Source organism: Pseudomonas sp. H2_A10, assembly GCF_054680085.1.
In genome coordinates this window covers 2185239-2201699 of the sequence record NZ_CP162821.1, presented here as the reverse complement: position 1 = coordinate 2201699, position 16461 = coordinate 2185239, and the positions used below count along the sequence as shown (strand labels likewise).

The 16461-nt window shown below is 59.4% G+C and carries 20 protein-coding genes; 13 read left to right on the top strand and 7 right to left on the bottom strand.

Translation table 11 applies throughout. The annotated features are described in order from the left end of the window. Window positions 1-7: 7 nt before the first annotated feature. Together AB4O23_RS10155 and AB4O23_RS10150 are read left to right on the top strand one after the other, a co-directional pair. On the top strand, window positions 8-1351 hold the full coding sequence (locus tag AB4O23_RS10155; RefSeq protein WP_017529161.1) for an imelysin family protein: 1344 nt from the start codon (window positions 8-10) through the stop codon (window positions 1349-1351). 155 nt (window positions 1352-1506) lie between these two features. Next, window positions 1507-2961, top strand: coding sequence for a TrkH family potassium uptake protein (locus AB4O23_RS10150; RefSeq protein WP_460063036.1), 1455 nt, complete (start codon window positions 1507-1509; stop codon window positions 2959-2961). Here the strand turns inward: AB4O23_RS10150 and AB4O23_RS10145 are convergent. After that, window positions 2918-3967 (bottom strand): AraC family transcriptional regulator, encoded by a 1050-nt coding sequence (locus AB4O23_RS10145; protein WP_065876691.1) that lies wholly within the window; start codon window positions 3965-3967, stop codon window positions 2918-2920. The two genes, AB4O23_RS10150 and AB4O23_RS10145, sit on opposite strands and share 44 nt — an antisense overlap. Window positions 3968-4127: 160 nt before the next feature. On the opposite strand from AB4O23_RS10145, the gene AB4O23_RS10140 reads away from it, so the two are divergent. The 3 genes from AB4O23_RS10140 to AB4O23_RS10130 all read left to right on the top strand — a co-directional run bounded on the left by AB4O23_RS10140 (window position 4128) and on the right by AB4O23_RS10130 (window position 6233). Beyond that, window positions 4128-4439, top strand: coding sequence for an Mpo1-like protein (locus AB4O23_RS10140; protein ID WP_017529164.1), 312 nt, complete (start codon window positions 4128-4130; stop codon window positions 4437-4439). A gap of 318 nt (window positions 4440-4757) precedes the next feature. Beyond that, complete coding sequence (locus AB4O23_RS10135; protein ID WP_017529166.1) at window positions 4758-4940, top strand: hypothetical protein; 183 nt, start codon at window positions 4758-4760, stop codon at window positions 4938-4940. 96 nt (window positions 4941-5036) lie between these two features. Then, window positions 5037-6233 carry an MFS transporter gene (locus AB4O23_RS10130; protein ID WP_017529167.1) on the top strand — a complete coding sequence of 399 codons (1197 nt, stop codon included), beginning with the start codon at window positions 5037-5039 and terminating at the stop codon, window positions 6231-6233. On the opposite strand, the gene arfB is transcribed toward AB4O23_RS10130, so the two are convergent. After that, window positions 6230-6643, bottom strand: a complete 414-nt coding sequence (gene arfB / locus AB4O23_RS10125; protein WP_017529168.1) for an alternative ribosome rescue aminoacyl-tRNA hydrolase ArfB — start codon at window positions 6641-6643, stop codon at window positions 6230-6232. The two genes, AB4O23_RS10130 and arfB, sit on opposite strands and share 4 nt — an antisense overlap. Before the next feature lie 69 nt (window positions 6644-6712). On the opposite strand from arfB, the gene AB4O23_RS10120 reads away from it, so the two are divergent. From AB4O23_RS10120 to AB4O23_RS10095, 6 genes are all read left to right on the top strand, one after another. After that, a complete protein-coding gene (locus AB4O23_RS10120; protein WP_068937285.1) occupies window positions 6713-7090 on the top strand; it encodes a c-type cytochrome in 378 nt (125 codons plus the stop codon). A gap of 184 nt (window positions 7091-7274) precedes the next feature. Further along, complete coding sequence (locus AB4O23_RS10115) at window positions 7275-7535, top strand: colicin E3-like toxin immunity protein (protein ID WP_460063033.1); 261 nt, start codon at window positions 7275-7277, stop codon at window positions 7533-7535. After that, entirely contained in the window at window positions 7523-7759 is a 237-nt protein-coding gene (locus tag AB4O23_RS10110; protein WP_262984022.1) for a cloacin immunity family protein, read from the top strand. The genes AB4O23_RS10115 and AB4O23_RS10110 overlap by 13 nt, the downstream gene beginning before the upstream one ends. Before the next feature lie 312 nt (window positions 7760-8071). After that, the gene (locus AB4O23_RS10105) at window positions 8072-8503 is read left to right on the top strand and encodes a hypothetical protein (RefSeq protein ID WP_068937283.1); all 432 of its coding nucleotides are present in this window, start codon (window positions 8072-8074) and stop codon (window positions 8501-8503) included. 122 nt (window positions 8504-8625) lie between these two features. Beyond that, complete coding sequence (locus tag AB4O23_RS10100; RefSeq protein ID WP_411736592.1) at window positions 8626-8838, top strand: colicin E3/pyocin S6 family cytotoxin; 213 nt, start codon at window positions 8626-8628, stop codon at window positions 8836-8838. 20 nt (window positions 8839-8858) lie between these two features. After that, entirely contained in the window at window positions 8859-9089 is a 231-nt protein-coding gene (locus AB4O23_RS10095; RefSeq protein ID WP_135196404.1) for a DUF7683 domain-containing protein, read from the top strand. 231 nt (window positions 9090-9320) lie between these two features. Here AB4O23_RS10095 and AB4O23_RS10090 read toward each other — a convergent pair whose 3' ends face one another. Beyond that, a complete protein-coding gene (locus AB4O23_RS10090) occupies window positions 9321-10742 on the bottom strand; it encodes an amino acid permease (RefSeq protein ID WP_017529173.1) in 1422 nt (473 codons plus the stop codon). Between the two features lie 637 nt (window positions 10743-11379). Here AB4O23_RS10090 and AB4O23_RS10085 point away from each other — a divergent pair. After that, window positions 11380-11517 carry a hypothetical protein gene (locus AB4O23_RS10085; protein WP_003175756.1) on the top strand — a complete coding sequence of 46 codons (138 nt, stop codon included), beginning with the start codon at window positions 11380-11382 and terminating at the stop codon, window positions 11515-11517. Between the two features lie 74 nt (window positions 11518-11591). Then, entirely contained in the window at window positions 11592-12551 is a 960-nt protein-coding gene (locus AB4O23_RS10080; RefSeq protein WP_017529174.1) for a M29 family metallopeptidase, read from the top strand. Window positions 12552-12632: 81 nt separating this feature from the next. Here the strand turns inward: AB4O23_RS10080 and rluB are convergent, their stop codons facing one another. The 4 genes from rluB to AB4O23_RS10060 all read right to left on the bottom strand — a co-directional run bounded on the left by rluB (window position 12633) and on the right by AB4O23_RS10060 (window position 16450). Continuing rightward, window positions 12633-13844, bottom strand: a complete 1212-nt coding sequence (rluB, locus tag AB4O23_RS10075) for a 23S rRNA pseudouridine(2605) synthase RluB (RefSeq protein ID WP_017529175.1) — start codon at window positions 13842-13844, stop codon at window positions 12633-12635. Between the two features lie 230 nt (window positions 13845-14074). Further along, window positions 14075-14989, bottom strand: coding sequence for an SMC-Scp complex subunit ScpB (gene scpB / locus AB4O23_RS10070; protein WP_017529176.1), 915 nt, complete (start codon window positions 14987-14989; stop codon window positions 14075-14077). 12 nt (window positions 14990-15001) lie between these two features. After that, window positions 15002-15700 carry a segregation and condensation protein A gene (locus AB4O23_RS10065; RefSeq protein WP_169851199.1) on the bottom strand — a complete coding sequence of 233 codons (699 nt, stop codon included), beginning with the start codon at window positions 15698-15700 and terminating at the stop codon, window positions 15002-15004. Window positions 15701-15820: 120 nt separating this feature from the next. Further along, window positions 15821-16450, bottom strand: a complete 630-nt coding sequence (locus AB4O23_RS10060) for an L-threonylcarbamoyladenylate synthase (protein WP_017529178.1) — start codon at window positions 16448-16450, stop codon at window positions 15821-15823. Window positions 16451-16461: the final 11 nt, after the last annotated feature.

The following is a 16461-nucleotide window of genomic DNA, read 5'->3' as shown; positions in this document are numbered from 1 at the left end:
GTTCGCCATGATTCGTATGCCCCTGGCCACCGCCAGTCTGCTGGCTATTGCCATTTCTCTCGCCGGTTGCGGCGAAGGTAAAGACAAGCCCGCAGCCAACCAGGCGCCGACCCCGGCTGCCAGCACTACCGCTCCAGCGGCTGCCACTCCTGCCGGCCAGGTCGACGAAGCCGCCGCCAAAGCCGTGGTCGCGCATTACGCCGACATGGTGTTCGCGGTGTACAGCGACGCCGAAGCCACTGCGAAAACCCTGCAGACCGCCATCGACGCCTTCCTCGCCAAGCCGAACGACGAAACCCTCAAGGCCGCCCGTGCTGCCTGGGTTGCCGCGCGCGTGCCTTACCTGCAGAGCGAAGTATTCCGCTTCGGCAACACCATCATTGATGACTGGGAAGGTCAGGTGAACGCCTGGCCCCTGGACGAAGGCCTGATCGACTATGTCGACAAGTCCTACGAGCACGCCCTGGGTAACCCAGGCGCCACCGCCAACATCATCGCCAACACTCAAGTCCAGGTCGGCGAAGACAAGGTCGACGTGAAGGAAATCACCCCGGAAAAACTCGCCAGCCTCAACGAGCTGGGCGGTTCCGAGGCCAACGTCGCCACTGGCTACCACGCCATCGAATTCCTGCTCTGGGGCCAGGACCTGAACGGTACCGGCCCAGGCGCCGGCAACCGTCCCGCGTCGGACTACCTGACCGGCGACGGCGCCACTGGCGGTCACAACGAGCGTCGTCGTACCTACCTGCGCGCCGTGACCCAACTGCTGGTCAGCGACCTGCAAGAAATGGTCGGCAACTGGAAACCCAAGGTTGACGATAACTACCGCGCCACCCTGGAGGCAGAACCTGCCACCGACGGCCTGCGCAAGATGCTGTTCGGCATGGGCAGCCTGTCCCTGGGCGAGCTGGCCGGCGAGCGTATGAAAGTGTCCCTGGAAGCCAACTCGCCGGAAGATGAGCAGGACTGCTTCAGCGACAACACCCACTACTCGCACTTCTATGACGCCAAGGGCATCCGCAACGTCTACCTGGGCGAGTACACCCGTGTTGACGGCACCAAACTGACCGGCGCCAGCCTGTCGTCCCTGGTGGCCAAGGTGGACCCAGCCGCCGACACCGCGTTGAAGGCCGACCTGGCCGCGACCGAAGCGAAGATCCAGGTCATGGTTGACCACGCCAACAAGGGTGAGCACTACGACCAGTTGATCGCGGCCGGCAACGACGCGGGCAACCAGATCGTGCGCGACGCCATCGCCTCGCTGGTCAAGCAGACCGGTTCGATCGAAGCCGCGGCAGGCAAGCTGGGCATCAGCGACCTGAACCCCGACAGCGCTGATCACGAGTTCTGATCAGTGGTGCGTTGAACGAGGCGACCTTCGGGTCGCCTTTTTCATGCCTGTTGTCCACAGTAGTACCACCACCGGCAAACCCATGTGGAGGGCCCGGTTTACATGCCCCACACCCCAGGTAGAATGGCGCCTCTGCCCTATATCGAGCGAACTTCATGGCGTTGCCGACCCTACGTATCATCGGTTTCATCATCGGCATCTTCCTGATCACCCTCGCGATCGCCATGGTCGTGCCCATGGCGACCCTGGTGATTTTCGAACGCACCAGCGACCTGCCCTCGTTCCTCTGGGCCAGCATGATTACCTTTGTCGCCGGCCTGGCCCTGGTGATCCCCGGCCGCCCCGAACACGTCAACCTGCGCCCCCGCGACATGTACCTACTGACCGTCACAAGCTGGCTGGTGGTCTGCGTGTTCGCTGCGCTACCGTTTCTGCTGACCCAGCACATCAGCTACACCGACTCGTTCTTCGAAAGCATGTCGGGCATCACCGCCACCGGCTCCACGGTATTGAGCGGGCTGGACAGCATGTCGCCGGGCATCCTGATATGGCGCTCGTTGCTCCACTGGCTGGGCGGTATCGGCTTTATCGGCATGGCGGTGGCGATCCTGCCGCTGCTGCGCATTGGTGGCATGCGCCTGTTCCAGACCGAGTCCTCGGACCGCTCGGAAAAGGTCATGCCGCGTTCGCACATGGTGGCACGCTTGATCGTGGCGGCTTACGTGGGCATCACCATCCTCGGCAGCCTGGCGTTCTGGTGGGCCGGCATGGGCTTGTTCGATGCGATCAACCACGCGATGTCGGCGATTTCCACCGGTGGGTTTTCCACCTCCGACGAGTCCCTGGTCCACTGGAAACAACCGGCGGTGCACTGGGTGGCGGTGGTGGTGATGATCCTCGGCAGCCTGCCGTTCACCCTGTACGTGGCCACCTTGCGTGGCAACCGCAAGGCACTGATAAAAGACCAACAGGTTCAGGGCTTGCTCGGCTTGCTGGTGGTGACCTGGCTGGTGCTCGGCACCTGGTATTGGTGGACCACCAACCTGCATTGGCTGGAAGCCCTGCGCCATGTGGCGCTGAACGTGACCTCCGTCGTGACGACCACCGGTTTTGCACTCGGGGACTACAGCCTGTGGGGCAACTTCTCACTGATGCTGTTCTTCTATCTGGGCTTTATCGGCGGTTGTTCGGGATCGACGGCCGGCGGGATCAAGATCTTCCGCTTCCAGGTCGCCTATATCCTGCTCAAGGCCAACTTGAACCAGCTGATTCACCCGCGCGCGGTCATCAAGCAGAAGTACAACGGCCACCGTCTGGATGAAGAGATTGTGCGTTCGATCCTGACCTTTTCGTTTTTCTTCGCCATCACCATCTGCGCCATCGCCCTGGCCCTGTCGCTGCTGGGCCTGGACTGGATGACCGCGCTCACCGGCGCCGCCAGTACCGTATCCGGCGTAGGCCCGGGGCTTGGCGAAACCATCGGCCCGGCCGGCAACTTCGCCAGCCTGCCGGATGCGGCCAAGTGGATCCTGTCGCTGGGCATGCTGCTGGGCCGCTTGGAAATCATCACTGTCTTTGTTCTGTGCATCCCGGCGTTCTGGCGTCACTGATCGTCGACAACCGCGCCCGGTACTCGCCGGGCGTGGTATCGAACCAGCGGCGAAACGCGCGAAAGAAGTTGCTTGGGTCGGCAAACCCCAACAGGTAGGCGATCTCCAACAACGTCATGCTTGGCTGCGCCAGGTATTGCTCGGCCAGTTCGCGGCGGGTGTCGTCGAGCAGGGTCTGGAAACTGGTGCCCTCCTCCTGCAAACGCCGCTGCAAGGTGCGCTGGGACAGATGCAGCGTCTGGGCCACCACTTCGCGCTTGGGTTCGCCCTGAGGCAACAACCGGCACAAAACCTGTCGCGCCTTGTGGGTCACGCGGCTTTCGGAAAAACGCGCCAGGTATTCACCGGCAAACCGATCATGCAGCAGCGCCATGGCTTCGTTGGCCGTGGGCAACGGCGCGTCCATGTCGGCGCGCTCGAAGATCAATGCGTCGTAGGCCGCGTTGAATTGCAGCGGCGCGTGAAATGCCTGTTTGTAGGGCGCCAGGTCCACCGGTTGCTCGCCTTGCAACATGACTTTGCGCGGTTGCAGGGTGCGCCCGGTCAGCCAGCCGCACAGCGCCAATGCGCAGGCCAGCGAGGCTTCGGCGCTTTGCCGGGTGGGCGGCAGATGGTCGCCATGCACCGTCAGAATCAGCGCATAGCCTTCGGGCAACAGGCGAAAACTCAAGTCGGCGCTTTCGGCGATGATCCGCTGGTAGCGAACCAGTCGCATAAAGCCTTCGGCCAGCGTGTTACTGGACATCAAGGCGTAGCCGGCTACATGAAACGACGCCGGACGCACCACCTTGCCCATGTTCAGGCCGATCGCCGGGTTGCCCGACAACTCGACCGCGCGCTGCCACAGGCGCGTCATGGAATCCTGCGGGAATCGCGCGTCGGGGTCGTTGAGGGCGGCGTAATCCAGGCCCAGTTGCGTGAACAGAGTGCGGCAGTCCAGGCCATCCATTTCCAGCGCCTTGACTATCCCCATCGCCCAGCTTGCAGAAGTTGTTCGTTCGCTCATGGCGTCTTCTTAATAAAGCAGGCTCAAAACGGCAGCCAGGAAGTCAAGGATACTAAAGTGGCATTTAATGTCACTGGCTGTTACCACTGATCACTCTAGACTCAAATAATCCCCCCGCCGAACATCTGTTGGGCGGCACAACAATCAAAGGGCCGGCCACGTGGAAAACGTCAAGCAATTCAACAGTTTTACCGAATTTTACCCGTACTACCTGCGCGAACACGGCAACAGCACTTGCCGACGCCTGCACTTTATCGGCACCACCTTGGTGATCGGCATTCTGGCCTATGCCATCGGCCGGGGCTCATTAGGCCTGCTGCTGGCGCTGCCGATCGCCGGCTACAGCTTTGCCTGGGTCGGCCATTTCTTCTTTGAAAAGAACCGCCCGGCCACGTTTCAGCACCCGTTCTACAGCTTGCTGGGGGATTTTGTGATGTATCGCGACATGATTCTGGGCAAAGTGCCGTTCTAGGCCGGGTGGAGATAAAAGTCTTTTTGTCATTTGCAGTGCGGTATCCTGCCAAGGCTTTTTGAGAGCGCGGAATCACCTGCGATTGAAAAAACAGACTTTGCGAGGAGCGACGACGATGCACGAGATACCTAATCTCCCCTTCCCAAGCCTGCACGAAACTGAGCAGCCAACACCGCAGCAGGCCAGCCCAAAGCAGCCTGAGGCCAAAGAAGCCAAACCAGTCGACAGCAAACGCCAGGACTGACGCCGTACCAGACCGTGTGGAAAGCGCAGCTTTGAGCGCTTTCCACACTGCCTGAATCACCCGAGGTACCCGCCATGACCGACACGCTCCCCGACACCCCGGACACCGCCGTCCTCGATGCTGCCTTGCAGATGGTCGAGGTATGGAACCGCCTCAGCGCCGACAAGCAAGCCGTACTGCTCAAGCGCTTCGGCACCCAGGAAAACGCCCTGGCCGCCTTGGTTACTACCCAGTTGCTGGCACCCGCCAAGCCCTGACCCCTGACGTTTTTGCGTTTTACTACCCTGTTCGGGCCAAAGCACCGCTATCATTAGCAGCCTATCTTTACCTGCTGCGACAGTGGACCTCTCCCCATGCCAGATACCCAGCGCCCCTTGGCGGTCACGCTGCAAGTTGTTTCCATCGTGTTGTTCACCTTTATCGGCTACCTGAATATCGGCATCCCCCTGGCCGTGTTGCCCGGCTATGTCCACAGCGAGTTGGGCTACGGCGCGGTGATTGCCGGGCTGGTGATCAGCGTGCAATACCTGGCGACCCTGTTGAGCCGGCCGTATGCGGGCAAAATCATCGATAACCTGGGCAGCAAGCGTGCGGTGCTGATCGGCTTGACGGGCTGTGGCCTGAGCGGTGTGTTCATGTTATTCGCGGCGTGGTTTTCAAGCCTGCCGGCGCTGAGCCTGGGCAGCCTGTTGGTCGGCCGCCTGGTACTGGGCAGCGCGGAAAGCCTGGTGGGGTCCGGCGCGATCGGCTGGGGCATCGGCCGGGTAGGCGCGGCCAACACCGCCAAGGTCATCTCGTGGAATGGCATTGCCAGTTACGGGGCGCTGGCGGTCGGTGCACCGTTGGGGGTGTTGCTGGTCAGACAATTTGGGCTGTGGAGCATGGGCGTCAGCATTATCCTGCTGGCGGCGGTGGGCTTGTTGCTGGCGTGGAACAAGGTCGCCGCGCCGATTGTGGCCGGGGTACGCCTGCCGTTCATGAATGTCCTTGGCCGGGTACTCCCGCACGGCTGCGCCCTGGCCTTGGGTTCGATCGGCTTTGGCACCATCGCCACCTTCATCACCCTGTATTACACCACCCAGCACTGGGATAACGCGGTGTGGGCGCTGAGCCTGTTCGGCGCCAGCTTTATCGGCGCGCGCCTGCTGTTCGGCAATTTGATCAACCGCATCGGCGGTTTTCGCGTGGCGATCGCCTGCCTGTCGGTGGAGATCCTTGGCCTGCTGTTACTGTGGCTGGCGCCGGATGCCAACTTGGCGTTGGCCGGCGCGGCGTTGAGCGGCTTTGGGTTTTCCCTGGTGTTCCCGGCCTTGGGGGTCGAGGCCGTCAACCTGGTGCCCGCCTCCAGCCGCGGTTCGGCGGTGGGGGCTTACTCACTGTTTATCGACCTGTCCCTGGGAATCACCGGCCCGTTGGCCGGGGCCGTAGCGGCAGGCTTCGGTTTTGCGTCGATCTTCCTGTTCGCCGCTCTCGCCGCCTTGGGTGGCTTGCTGCTGAGCGTGTACCTGTACCGGCAGGCGCCCAAGGCCCGCGAAACACGCGACGCCTAGAAGTCGACCTTGCCGCGCCCCGCCTTGATGCTGCCGCGCTTGGTCTTGGATTCGAGGCGACGTTTTTTCGAGCCCAGGGTGGGCTTGGTCGGACGGCGCTTTTTCTCCACCTTGGTGGCGCTGAGGATCAGCTCCACCAGGCGCTCCAGCGCATCGGCACGGTTCTGCTCCTGGGTCCGGTATTGCTGGGCCTTGAGGATCAACACGCCGTCACTGGTGATGCGACTGTCACGCAGGGCCAGCAGGCGTTCCTTGTAGAACTCGGGCAGCGAGGACGCCGGAATATCAAAGCGCAGGTGCACCGCACTCGACACCTTGTTAACGTTCTGCCCGCCGGCGCCCTGCGCACGGATGGCCGTCAACTCGATCTCGGCGTCGGGCAGGTGCACGTTGTTGGAAATGACCAGCATGAATCAAAGACCTTAGGCAACGGATAAGCCAAACGTGGAACAACATCGACAACAAGGCCACCTGTAAAAATGAAAATACCCTTGATCGCTGTGCTAGGCACTTTATCACTCATTCAAACTGCGCAGGCCTTCGCCGATAGTGCCAACGGCAAGAATCTCTATTCCCAGCGATGCGCCATGTGCCATGGAGCGGACCTCAAGGCAACGGGACCACTGGCCAGGAAAAGCAGCCCGCCCACACCTGACCTTACAACCGCCGCGTTCAAAAAACGCCTGGCTGATTATCCGGGCGTGATTGTCTCTTCGGTGATCCTTCGTCCCAATGGGAACCTGATTCCAAAAACATTGCAGGAAAACGGTGTGCGCGTACCGCCGCATGCGTGGAGCGTTGAGGATTTTCGCGATTTGAATCAATACATGAGTGGTGTGATTTTAAAAAGCCGGTGAATGGCTCTCGAAAAAATGTATTCGAAACAAGCTGAATTTTCCGTCTACTTTTCCCACGTTTCCCATCGAATAAATGCCGATTCCAGGCCCTTGTTCCTCCCGCGTAGGCTCACTCCCCCACACAAGGAAGTGAGCCCGTCATGCCTGAACGCTCCTCTCTAAAATCCCGTGAGGAAAAAGGTTTATGAGTTTCAGAGTAATACTCGAATGGTTTGAAAAAAATACTGGGCTTGGAATTGGAGAAGAACCATCAGCTATATTTGAAAACAACCATTCAATACTCGCCTCGCTTGAGCTAGAAAGCGACTATCAGATTTTTGACGGTTCTTATGACCTCACAAGTAAGTGGGTAACGGTCCTACAGCCTCACTTCAAACATGAGATAAAACAAGACAACTACGACTATCAGATATCATTCCACCTTCAGGAGTCTTGGCCATACTGAGTTATGTACTGGTAGTAAGTGACCAGTTCCGAGATAGGGGCCACACAGGACTAAAAGTTAGATTGGAATGGTTCGACAGAACCAAAAAGTGGCTAAGCGAAAGGGATGAACCTGCGGACTTAGGAAACGATTGCGCCGTGATTTCCAAACTCGGGCTGCCAATAAACGAGGACGTCAATAACGGCATGTTTGAACTGCGACAGAGGTGGTTACCACTGATCTAAGCGTACTTCGCTCGTGAGATTATTCTTTTAGAAAGCGACTACTTCATCGCGTTTGATTATTAAGATGTATACATATCAGGCGAAAGCCTGTCGCGTTTTCACCTTTTGCTTATCGCGTATCCAGATGATTCAAATTCCACAGATGCGCCCAACTCCGTCCCAGAAATGGACAAAAGCGCTACATGAGCTTTGTGCGTCATATGGCTCATGCTCAACGCACTCTGGAACTTCAGGTTACCGAGCAAAATTGACCGTCATCCTTTTTGGACGACAATCTCCCCGACTCGACATCAAGTGATACAGAGACTTGTCATGGAAAAGGACACACCGAAAAGCATTTTTGACAACGAATGGAGCCGGAAACTTCCGAACGGTGGTGCCTCATGGGCCGCGTTTAATCCACCCCGCGAGCCAGAGCCGGCGGCCTATATCAAAAAAGATGAATGGCCGCGCCCCAAGGAACGTACAGACTTGGTCTTTGCCAAGTCCTGTGTCGCTGAAAACTGGAGCTGTACCAAGCCTGGCTCTGCCACCGTCCCCGCCTCAGACTTTGGGAAGGTCATGCTTGCCGCGCCGATGCTTGTTCCCTCGTCAATCGAAGCAATTGCATTCGCGGTAGGCTTCGACGCGGTATTGGGACGCATAGCCGGTAGCGGCATCTTGCAGCAGGGATTCAGATGGACTCTTCGCGGCAATCCTGCCGGAGTGTTCATTGCGGGAATGCTCCCTTACCCAGATGGGTGACGGAACGCTCTACAGCGACGACGCACTGCGCCAAATGAGCCGCGCACCAACCCGCGTCCGCTTTCAGTTCCGCCGCGATCACAGCTACCACCCTGCCCCCAAGGGGCTGACAGCGTTTCCCGATGCGGTACTCAGCCCCTCGAAGAGTTCAGTTAAAGGCGTGGGGGCAAAAGCGTAAGCGCTGGAAAGATCGCAAGGGACGCATTTATGAGTGGGACTATGAAAATGGCCGGGTTGAACTTTACGACAAGCAAGGCAAACATCTTGGAGAGTTCAACCCTGATACGGGAGAGCGCACAAAGGACGCCGAGCCAGGCCGAACCACGCCAAAATAATTTCGATAGGAGCATCAGACATGCAGCATGAAATTCTTGCATTTAATAAAAAAACCGAGGAGTTGGCTTTCAGTATTGAAATTCCTGCCGACCGGTACGACAAGTTATCGGAGCTAATGTCCTGGAGTGAGCCTGAAGACGCGATCTATGAGTACGACCTATCACCAGCGCAAGTCGGCCTTCTTGAAAGCATGACCGGCAAGACCTTCAATAGCCCGGACTACACTTTTCAGTTGTCTTGTAGTGGATGAGGCTATATGGCCACGCTGTATAGACGTGAAATGTATGGCAGCAGATGAAATAAGTGGGATGGGTGCAACTGTGCAGCTCATGGCGTCCTGCCATGGTTGAGAAAGTAGTCGTTTAAACATCAGCGTCTTTGAAACAAGTGAGCACTGGAAATACCAGACGTCCAGATCTCTTTTCAGGGCATTTGCTTTCACCGGTGCAGGCAGCGTTTTCACACAGCCTGCATATTTCGCTTACTTCAATACGGCATTCGCCGTCGCCAACGCCGCTTCAGCACTACGTTTGTTCTTGAACCAGTAACACACCGCCATAAACGCCACCCATACCGGGATCGCGTACACCGACACCTGGATCCCCGGAATCATCAACATGATCACCAGGATAAACACCACGAACGCCAGGCAGACGTAGTTGCCATACGGGTACCACAGCGCCTTGAACAACGGCACCTGGCCGGTGCGGTTCATGTGCTGGCGGAACTTGAAGTGGGAATAGCTGATCATCGCCCAGTTGATCACCAACGTGGCCACCACCAGCGACATCAGCAACTCCAGCGCGTGCTGCGGGATGAAGTAATTCATCAGCACCGCCACCAGGGTCACCGCCGCCGAGGCGAGGATTGAACGCACCGGCACGCCGCGCTTGTCGATCTTGGCCAGGGCCTTGGGCGCATCGCCTTGCTCGGCCATGCCCAGCAGCATGCGGCTGTTGCAGTAGGTGCCGCTGTTGTACACCGACAAAGCCGCCGTCAGGACCACGAAGTTGAGGATGTGCGCGGCCGTGTTGCTGCCCAGCATCGAGAACACCTGCACGAAGGGGCTTCCGCTATAGGCATCGCCGGACGCATTGAGCGTGGCCAGCAGGCTGTCCCACGGCGTCAGCGACAACAGCACCACCAGCGCACCGATGTAGAAGATCAGGATGCGGTAGATCACCTGATTGATCGCCTTGGGGATCACCGTGCGTGGCTGGTCGGCTTCGGCGGCGGTAAAGCCGAGCATTTCCAGGCCGCCGAAGGAGAACATGATGATCGCCATGGCCATCACCAACCCGCCAACGCCATGGGGGAAGAAGCCACCGTGTTCCCACAGGTTGCTCACCGAGGCTTGCGGGCCGCCGCTGCCGCTGACCAGCAGGTAGCTGCCCAAAGCGATCATGCCGACGATGGCCACCACCTTGATGATTGCAAACCAGAACTCGGCCTCACCGAACACTTTGACGTTGGCCAGGTTGATCAGGTTGATCAGCACGAAGAACGCGGCTGCCGAGACCCAGGTCGGGATCTCCGGCCACCAGTAATGCACATATTTGCCGACGGCCGTCAGCTCTGACATGCCCACCAGGATGTACAGGATCCAGCAGTTCCAGCCCGACAGGAAACCGGCGAAACCGCCCCAGTATTTGTGGGCAAAGTGGCTGAAGGAACCGGCGACCGGCTCTTCGACGATCATTTCGCCGAGCTGGCGCATGATCATGAAGGCAATGAAGCCACAGATCGCATAGCCCAGGATCATCGACGGGCCCGCGGATTTGAGCACCCCGGCCGAGCCCAGGAACAGGCCGGTACCGATGGCGCCACCGAGGGCGATCAACTGGATATGACGGTTTTTCAGGCCGCGTTTCAGCTCGCCTGAAGAGGAATGGGGTCCACTCATGAAAAGGGTCTCACGCAAGGTTTGATGATGTTGAATGCACGTTGCTGCGTTGAATCTCGACTCAAGCAGCGCCGCTCAAACCCCAGCGCAGGCACCAGGAATACAGCGTCTTTCTAACGGTCATGCGTCACCTGTTTGTTTTTATCTGTGACGAAATCGAACCCGCAGGGCTCGTGGCCGAGCGGAGTGATCAGGGTAGGTAAACCCTGAGGTCTTGGCCTTTTGCGTGGTTACGCAAGGGGGTCACAGTAAAACGCGGCGCATTGTACACCGCTCGACCGCTTACGCCCGCCCCTGAACGGTGCATGCGACGATCTGTCAGCTATTCCTTACACCGACCGGTAGGCCAATGATAACCAGGCCAAGTCGTAAATTAATCGTTACATCACGGAAAACAGGCGTTACACCTGTCATCCGAAGAAAAATTGGCGATGGGAAATCTCTTCAACACCTACGACGCCAGCCTCCTGTATTTCCTCGATAAATAGCCACGGCCAAAAAACAGAACAAAAAATCCAAATGAAACCGTGTCAATAAATTTTTTGCATTAAACAACAGCTTCTCCTAGGTTCATTCCACTTGCCCGCGAAGCCCGCTGGCGAGCCTTTCTCAACTTTCGCCCTCTAGGAGATACACCATGCAAGCACTGGAAAACGACCTGGAAACCGAACTGCAACTCGACGACTGGTTCGAAGCCCCCACCCACGAAGCCGCCGTGGAAATGATGCAGGCCGATGCCGTTGTACCGTTTGGTACCGCGATGTGGCCGTTCTAACCCTCGACAGCCATCCGGCAGGTGCCGCGCACGGCGCCTGCCCTCCTTACCCAAGGCACACAAGGACACACGTCATGGACAAGGCCCGCGCCGTCGAACACTTTCTTTACTACCTGGCCCATCACCCGGCCGTTAGCGGCCTGAACTGCCCCACCGTGCTGCTGGGCCATACCGAGCGCTACGACGCCATCGCCCAGGCGATCGTCCACAGCAGCGCCGCCCGCTTCAACTTCCAGGTGCAGCGCCTCGACCTGGCTGCCAGCGATACCCTGGCCCAGGCCATCGAAACCTGCGACCTCTACCTGTTTTTATACGACGCTTCGACCCTGGCCAACCCGCGCGCCGAGGGCCCCGACTTTATCCGCGCCTTGCAGGGCGTAATGGCCGAACACTGGAAAAAATCCCTGCTGTTCAAGGATTATGGGGATTATTTCTACGACACCTTCAGCGTCGAGCCCCAGCGCATCGCCGACCTGAATGCCACGCTGATCCGGCGCATGAGCCAGGCCCAGGTGCTGAGCTTTACCGACAAGCACGGCTCTCGCCTTGAAGCGCCGCTGAGCAGCATCAAGAAATGGACCAATATCAACGGCATCGGCAACCACGATCTCGCTCCCGGCGAAATCGCCACCCACAGCGAAGCCATCAATGGCCAGGTGAGGTTTGTCGGTACTTTCCTCAGTACCATTCCGTTTGCACGTAAATACGGCGTGCTGCAATCACCGCTTGAGCTGTGGATCGAAAACTCGACCGTCTGCAGCGTGGCCAGTGATGTGCCGGGGCTGGTGGAGGATTTCAACAAGTACTTGAACGCCAACCCGTCCAATCGGCGCGTGGAGGAACTGGGTATCGGGACCAACGAAGGCGTAAAGGATTTATATGCACGCAATGCGGGCTTTGAAGAGCGCCACTGCGGGTTGCATCTGGGCTTGGGCGGCGGACAGAAAGGCAGTCATCACCTGGACCTGATCTTCGCCAGCGGGGTGTTGGCCTTGGATGACAAGCCGGTATTCGATGGGGCCTTTACCTTCTGAGCAAAGGGCTCGAAAACACTGGAGATCCAAATGTGGGAGGGGCTTGCCCCCTCCCACAATTTATTGCATTGCAGCTTTACATCACTGCGGCTTCTTGCGACCAAAGCCAGGACGTTGACCTGAACCGGCCGGTGCGCCACGGCGCTTGCCCGACGGCTCGTCGGCGACCAGTTTCGGACCGGGGCGCTTGTTCGCCGCCGGCTTGGCTGGACGCTTGGTACTGGCGTTGTCGGCGGGGCGATCCGCTTCACCACGGTTGCTGCGACCACCGGACGGTGCAGGGCGCGGCGTACGTGGAGCACGCTCACCTTCCTGACGCGATGGCGCGGTTGGGCGACGCTCACCTTCGATGTGCGGCTGGCGCGAGATACGCCCGCCGGTTGCCGGTGCATCCAACGCCGGGCGCAGGGTGCGGGCAACGCGCTCGGTACGCGCTACAGGGCGCGACGATTTTCGCTGCATACGCTCAAGCTTGTCTTTGCTCTTGGCGTTCATTTGCGGCATGGCGACCGGCGTCAGGCCGACTTCGGCGCTGAGGATGTCGACTTCGTACTGGCTCATTTCGCGCCAGCGGCCCATCGGCAGGTCGGAATTGAGGAACACCGGGCCGAAACGCACGCGCTTCAGGCGACTGACCACCAGGCCCTGGGATTCCCACAAGCGACGTACTTCGCGGTTACGGCCTTCCATCACCACGCAGTGGTACCAGTGGTTGAAACCTTCGCCACCTGGCGCCTGCTTGATGTCGGTGAACTTGGCCGGGCCGTCTTCCAGCACCACGCCGGCCTTGAGGCGTTCGATCATTTCGTCATCGACTTCACCACGTACACGCACGGCGTACTCGCGGTCCATCTCGTAGGACGGGTGCATCAGGCGGTTGGCCAACTCACCGTCGGTGGTGAACATCAGCAAGCCGGTGGTGTTGATGTCCAAACGACCGATGTTGATCCAGCGGCCTTCTTTGGGCTTGGGCATCTTGTCGAACACCGTCGGACGGCCTTCCGGGTCGTCACGGGTGCAGATCTCGCCATCGGGCTTGTTGTACATGATCACGCGGCGCACCGATTCGGCGGCCTCTTCACGCTTGATGACCTTGCCATCAATGGTGATTGCATCGTGCAGGTCGACGCGCTGGCCGAGGGTGGCCTCGACGCCGTTGACCTTGATGCGCTTCTGGGTGATCCAGGCCTCGACGTCGCGGCGCGAGCCCACGCCGATACGCGCCAGCACCTTTTGCAGTTTTTCACCTGCTGGGCCGATTTCCTGGCTGTCGTTCTGGTCTTTGTCGTTCATCTTAAGCACCTCCCGGTGGGTCGATTCAGGCATGGCCTGAAGAGTGTTGAAAGCGGGGCCTTGGCCGAATAGGTCGGCAAAGGGTCGCGAATCATACGCGCATGGCGCGCGTTGCGCATCACAGAGTAGTCGATAAGCGCCAAGTCATTTGTTTTTCCGCCGACCGGTGGCGCCCAGCACACCACTGACTCCATGTGGGAGGGGCTTGCCCCCTCCCACATTGGACTGTGTCAGTCTTCGAACTGGCGGCGCTCGGCCTCAATCGCTTCGGCCAGCGCCCGGGCTTCGTCCTCTTCATCGCTCAGCGGCGGCTGTTCGAGGGCAGCGACGGCGGCCAGGAGTTTCTCGCGGGCATCGGCCACGCCGAGGATGTCTTCTTCGGGCTCGACCTCAGGCTCAACGTTCATCTCTGTTTCAGGCTCTGCCGCGCCATCGCGCAGCAAATCATCAAAGTCGGTCTTGATGCCCTGCTCCATGTCGTCCAGTTCCAACAGCAAGGTATGGAAGCTGGTTTCATCCTTTGGCTCTTCCGGCTCGGCCGTAGCATCAGCCAACTCCTGCAAACCCGCAGGCACCGGCGCGTCGTCGAAATCCAGCACCGGCTCGGCTTCCATCTCGCGCAATTCGGCGAGCGGCGGCAGGTCGTCGAGGTTTTTCAGGTTGAAGTGGTCAAGAAATACCTTGGTGGTGGCGAACATCGCCGGTTTGCCCGGCACGTCGCGGTAGCCGACGATGCGGATCCACTCGCGCTCCAGCAGCGTCTTGACGATATGGCTGTTGACCGCCACGCCCCGCACATCCTCGATTTCGCCGCGGGTGATCGGCTGGCGATAGGCGATCAACGCCATGGTCTCAAGCATCGCCCGGGAATAACGTTGCGGGCGCTCTTCCCACAGGCGGCCCACCCATGGGGAAAATTTCTCACGGATCTGCAGGCGATAGCCCGACGCCACTTCGCGCAATTCAAACGCACGGCCCTCGCAGGACTTGCGCAGGATCTCCAGCGCTTTCTTGAACACTGGCGGCTCGGGGCGCTCGGCCTCTTCAAACAGTTCGAACAGGCGCTCCAAAGATTGCGGTTTACCCGAGGCCAGTAGAAAAGCCTCCAGCAAGGGTGCCAGTTCGCGGGGTTCTGTCAGATTCATCGATTCAGCTCTTTATTCGGCTCGCGCCCGCACGTGGATAGCCGCAAAAGGCTCATTCTGGACCAGCTCGACCAAGGATTCCTTGACCAATTCAAGGATGGCCATAAAGGTCACCACGACACCCAGGCGCCCTTCTTCAGCGGTGAACAGCTCGACAAACGGCACAAAACCGCCGCCCTTCAAGCGCTCCAGCACATCGCTCATACGCTCGCGGGTCGACAACGCCTCGCGGCTGACCTGGTGGCTTTCGAACATATCGCCACGGCGCAGCACTTCGGCCATGGACATCAGCAATTCTTCAAGACTCACGTCCGGCAACAGCTTGCGCGCGCGGGCCTCGGGGGCGTCGAGCTTGGGCACCACCACATCGCGGCCCACGCGGCTCAAGCCGTCGATGCCTTCCGCCGCGGCCTTGAAGCGTTCGTACTCTTGCAGGCGGCGGATCAGTTCGGCGCGCGGGTCGTCCTCTTCGGCTTCGATTGTCTCCGAACGCGGCAACAGCATGCGCGACTTGATCTCGGCGAGCATGGCGGCCATCACCAGGTATTCGGCGGCCAGTTCCAGGCGCACCGACTGCATCAATTCGACATAACCCATGTATTGGCGAGTGATTTCCGCCACCGGGATGTCGAGGATGTTGATGTTCTGCTTGCGGATCAGGTACAGCAGCAAGTCCAGCGGGCCTTCGAACGCTTCAAGGAAGACCTCCAGCGCATCCGGCGGAATGTACAGGTCCAGCGGCATTTCCATGACCGCCTGGCCATACACCATGGCAAACGGCAGCTCCTGCTGGGCGCCTGCCTGGGGGTCGACGGTTTCCACTGACGACATTCAGGCCTCGACCATAAACGGCGCCGGGTCGCCGCAACCGACACGTACCACTTCGGGCTCGCCGTCGGCCAGGTTGATCACGGTGGAGGCCTTGCCGCCGCCGAAGCCGCCGTCGATGATCAGGTCCACCTGTTTTTCCAGCAGTTGGCGCATTTCGTAGGGATCTTCCAGCGGCTCGGTGTCGCCGGGCATGATCAACGACACACTCATCAACGGCTCACCCAACTCGGCGAGCAGCGCCAGGGCAATCGGGTGCTCCGGCACGCGCAGGCCGATGGTGCGCTTCTTGGGGTGCAGCAGCAGGCGCGGCACTTCGCGGGTGGCGTTCAGGATAAACGTGTAGGGCCCCGGCGTATGGGCCTTGAGCAGGCGGAACGTGCCAGTGTCGACCTTGGCGAACAGCCCGAGTTGGGACAGGTCGCTGCAGATCAGCGCGAAGTTGTGCTTGTCGTCCAGCTGACGCAGGCGTCTGACACGCTCAACTGCGCCTTTGTCGCCGATCTGACAACCGATGGCGTAGGACGAATCGGTTGGGTAGATCACCACCCCACCGGCGCGAATGATCTCCACGGCCTGCTTGATCAGGCGCGCCTGGGGATTTTCCGGATGAATCTGGAAGAATTGACTCACGTGTTCTACCT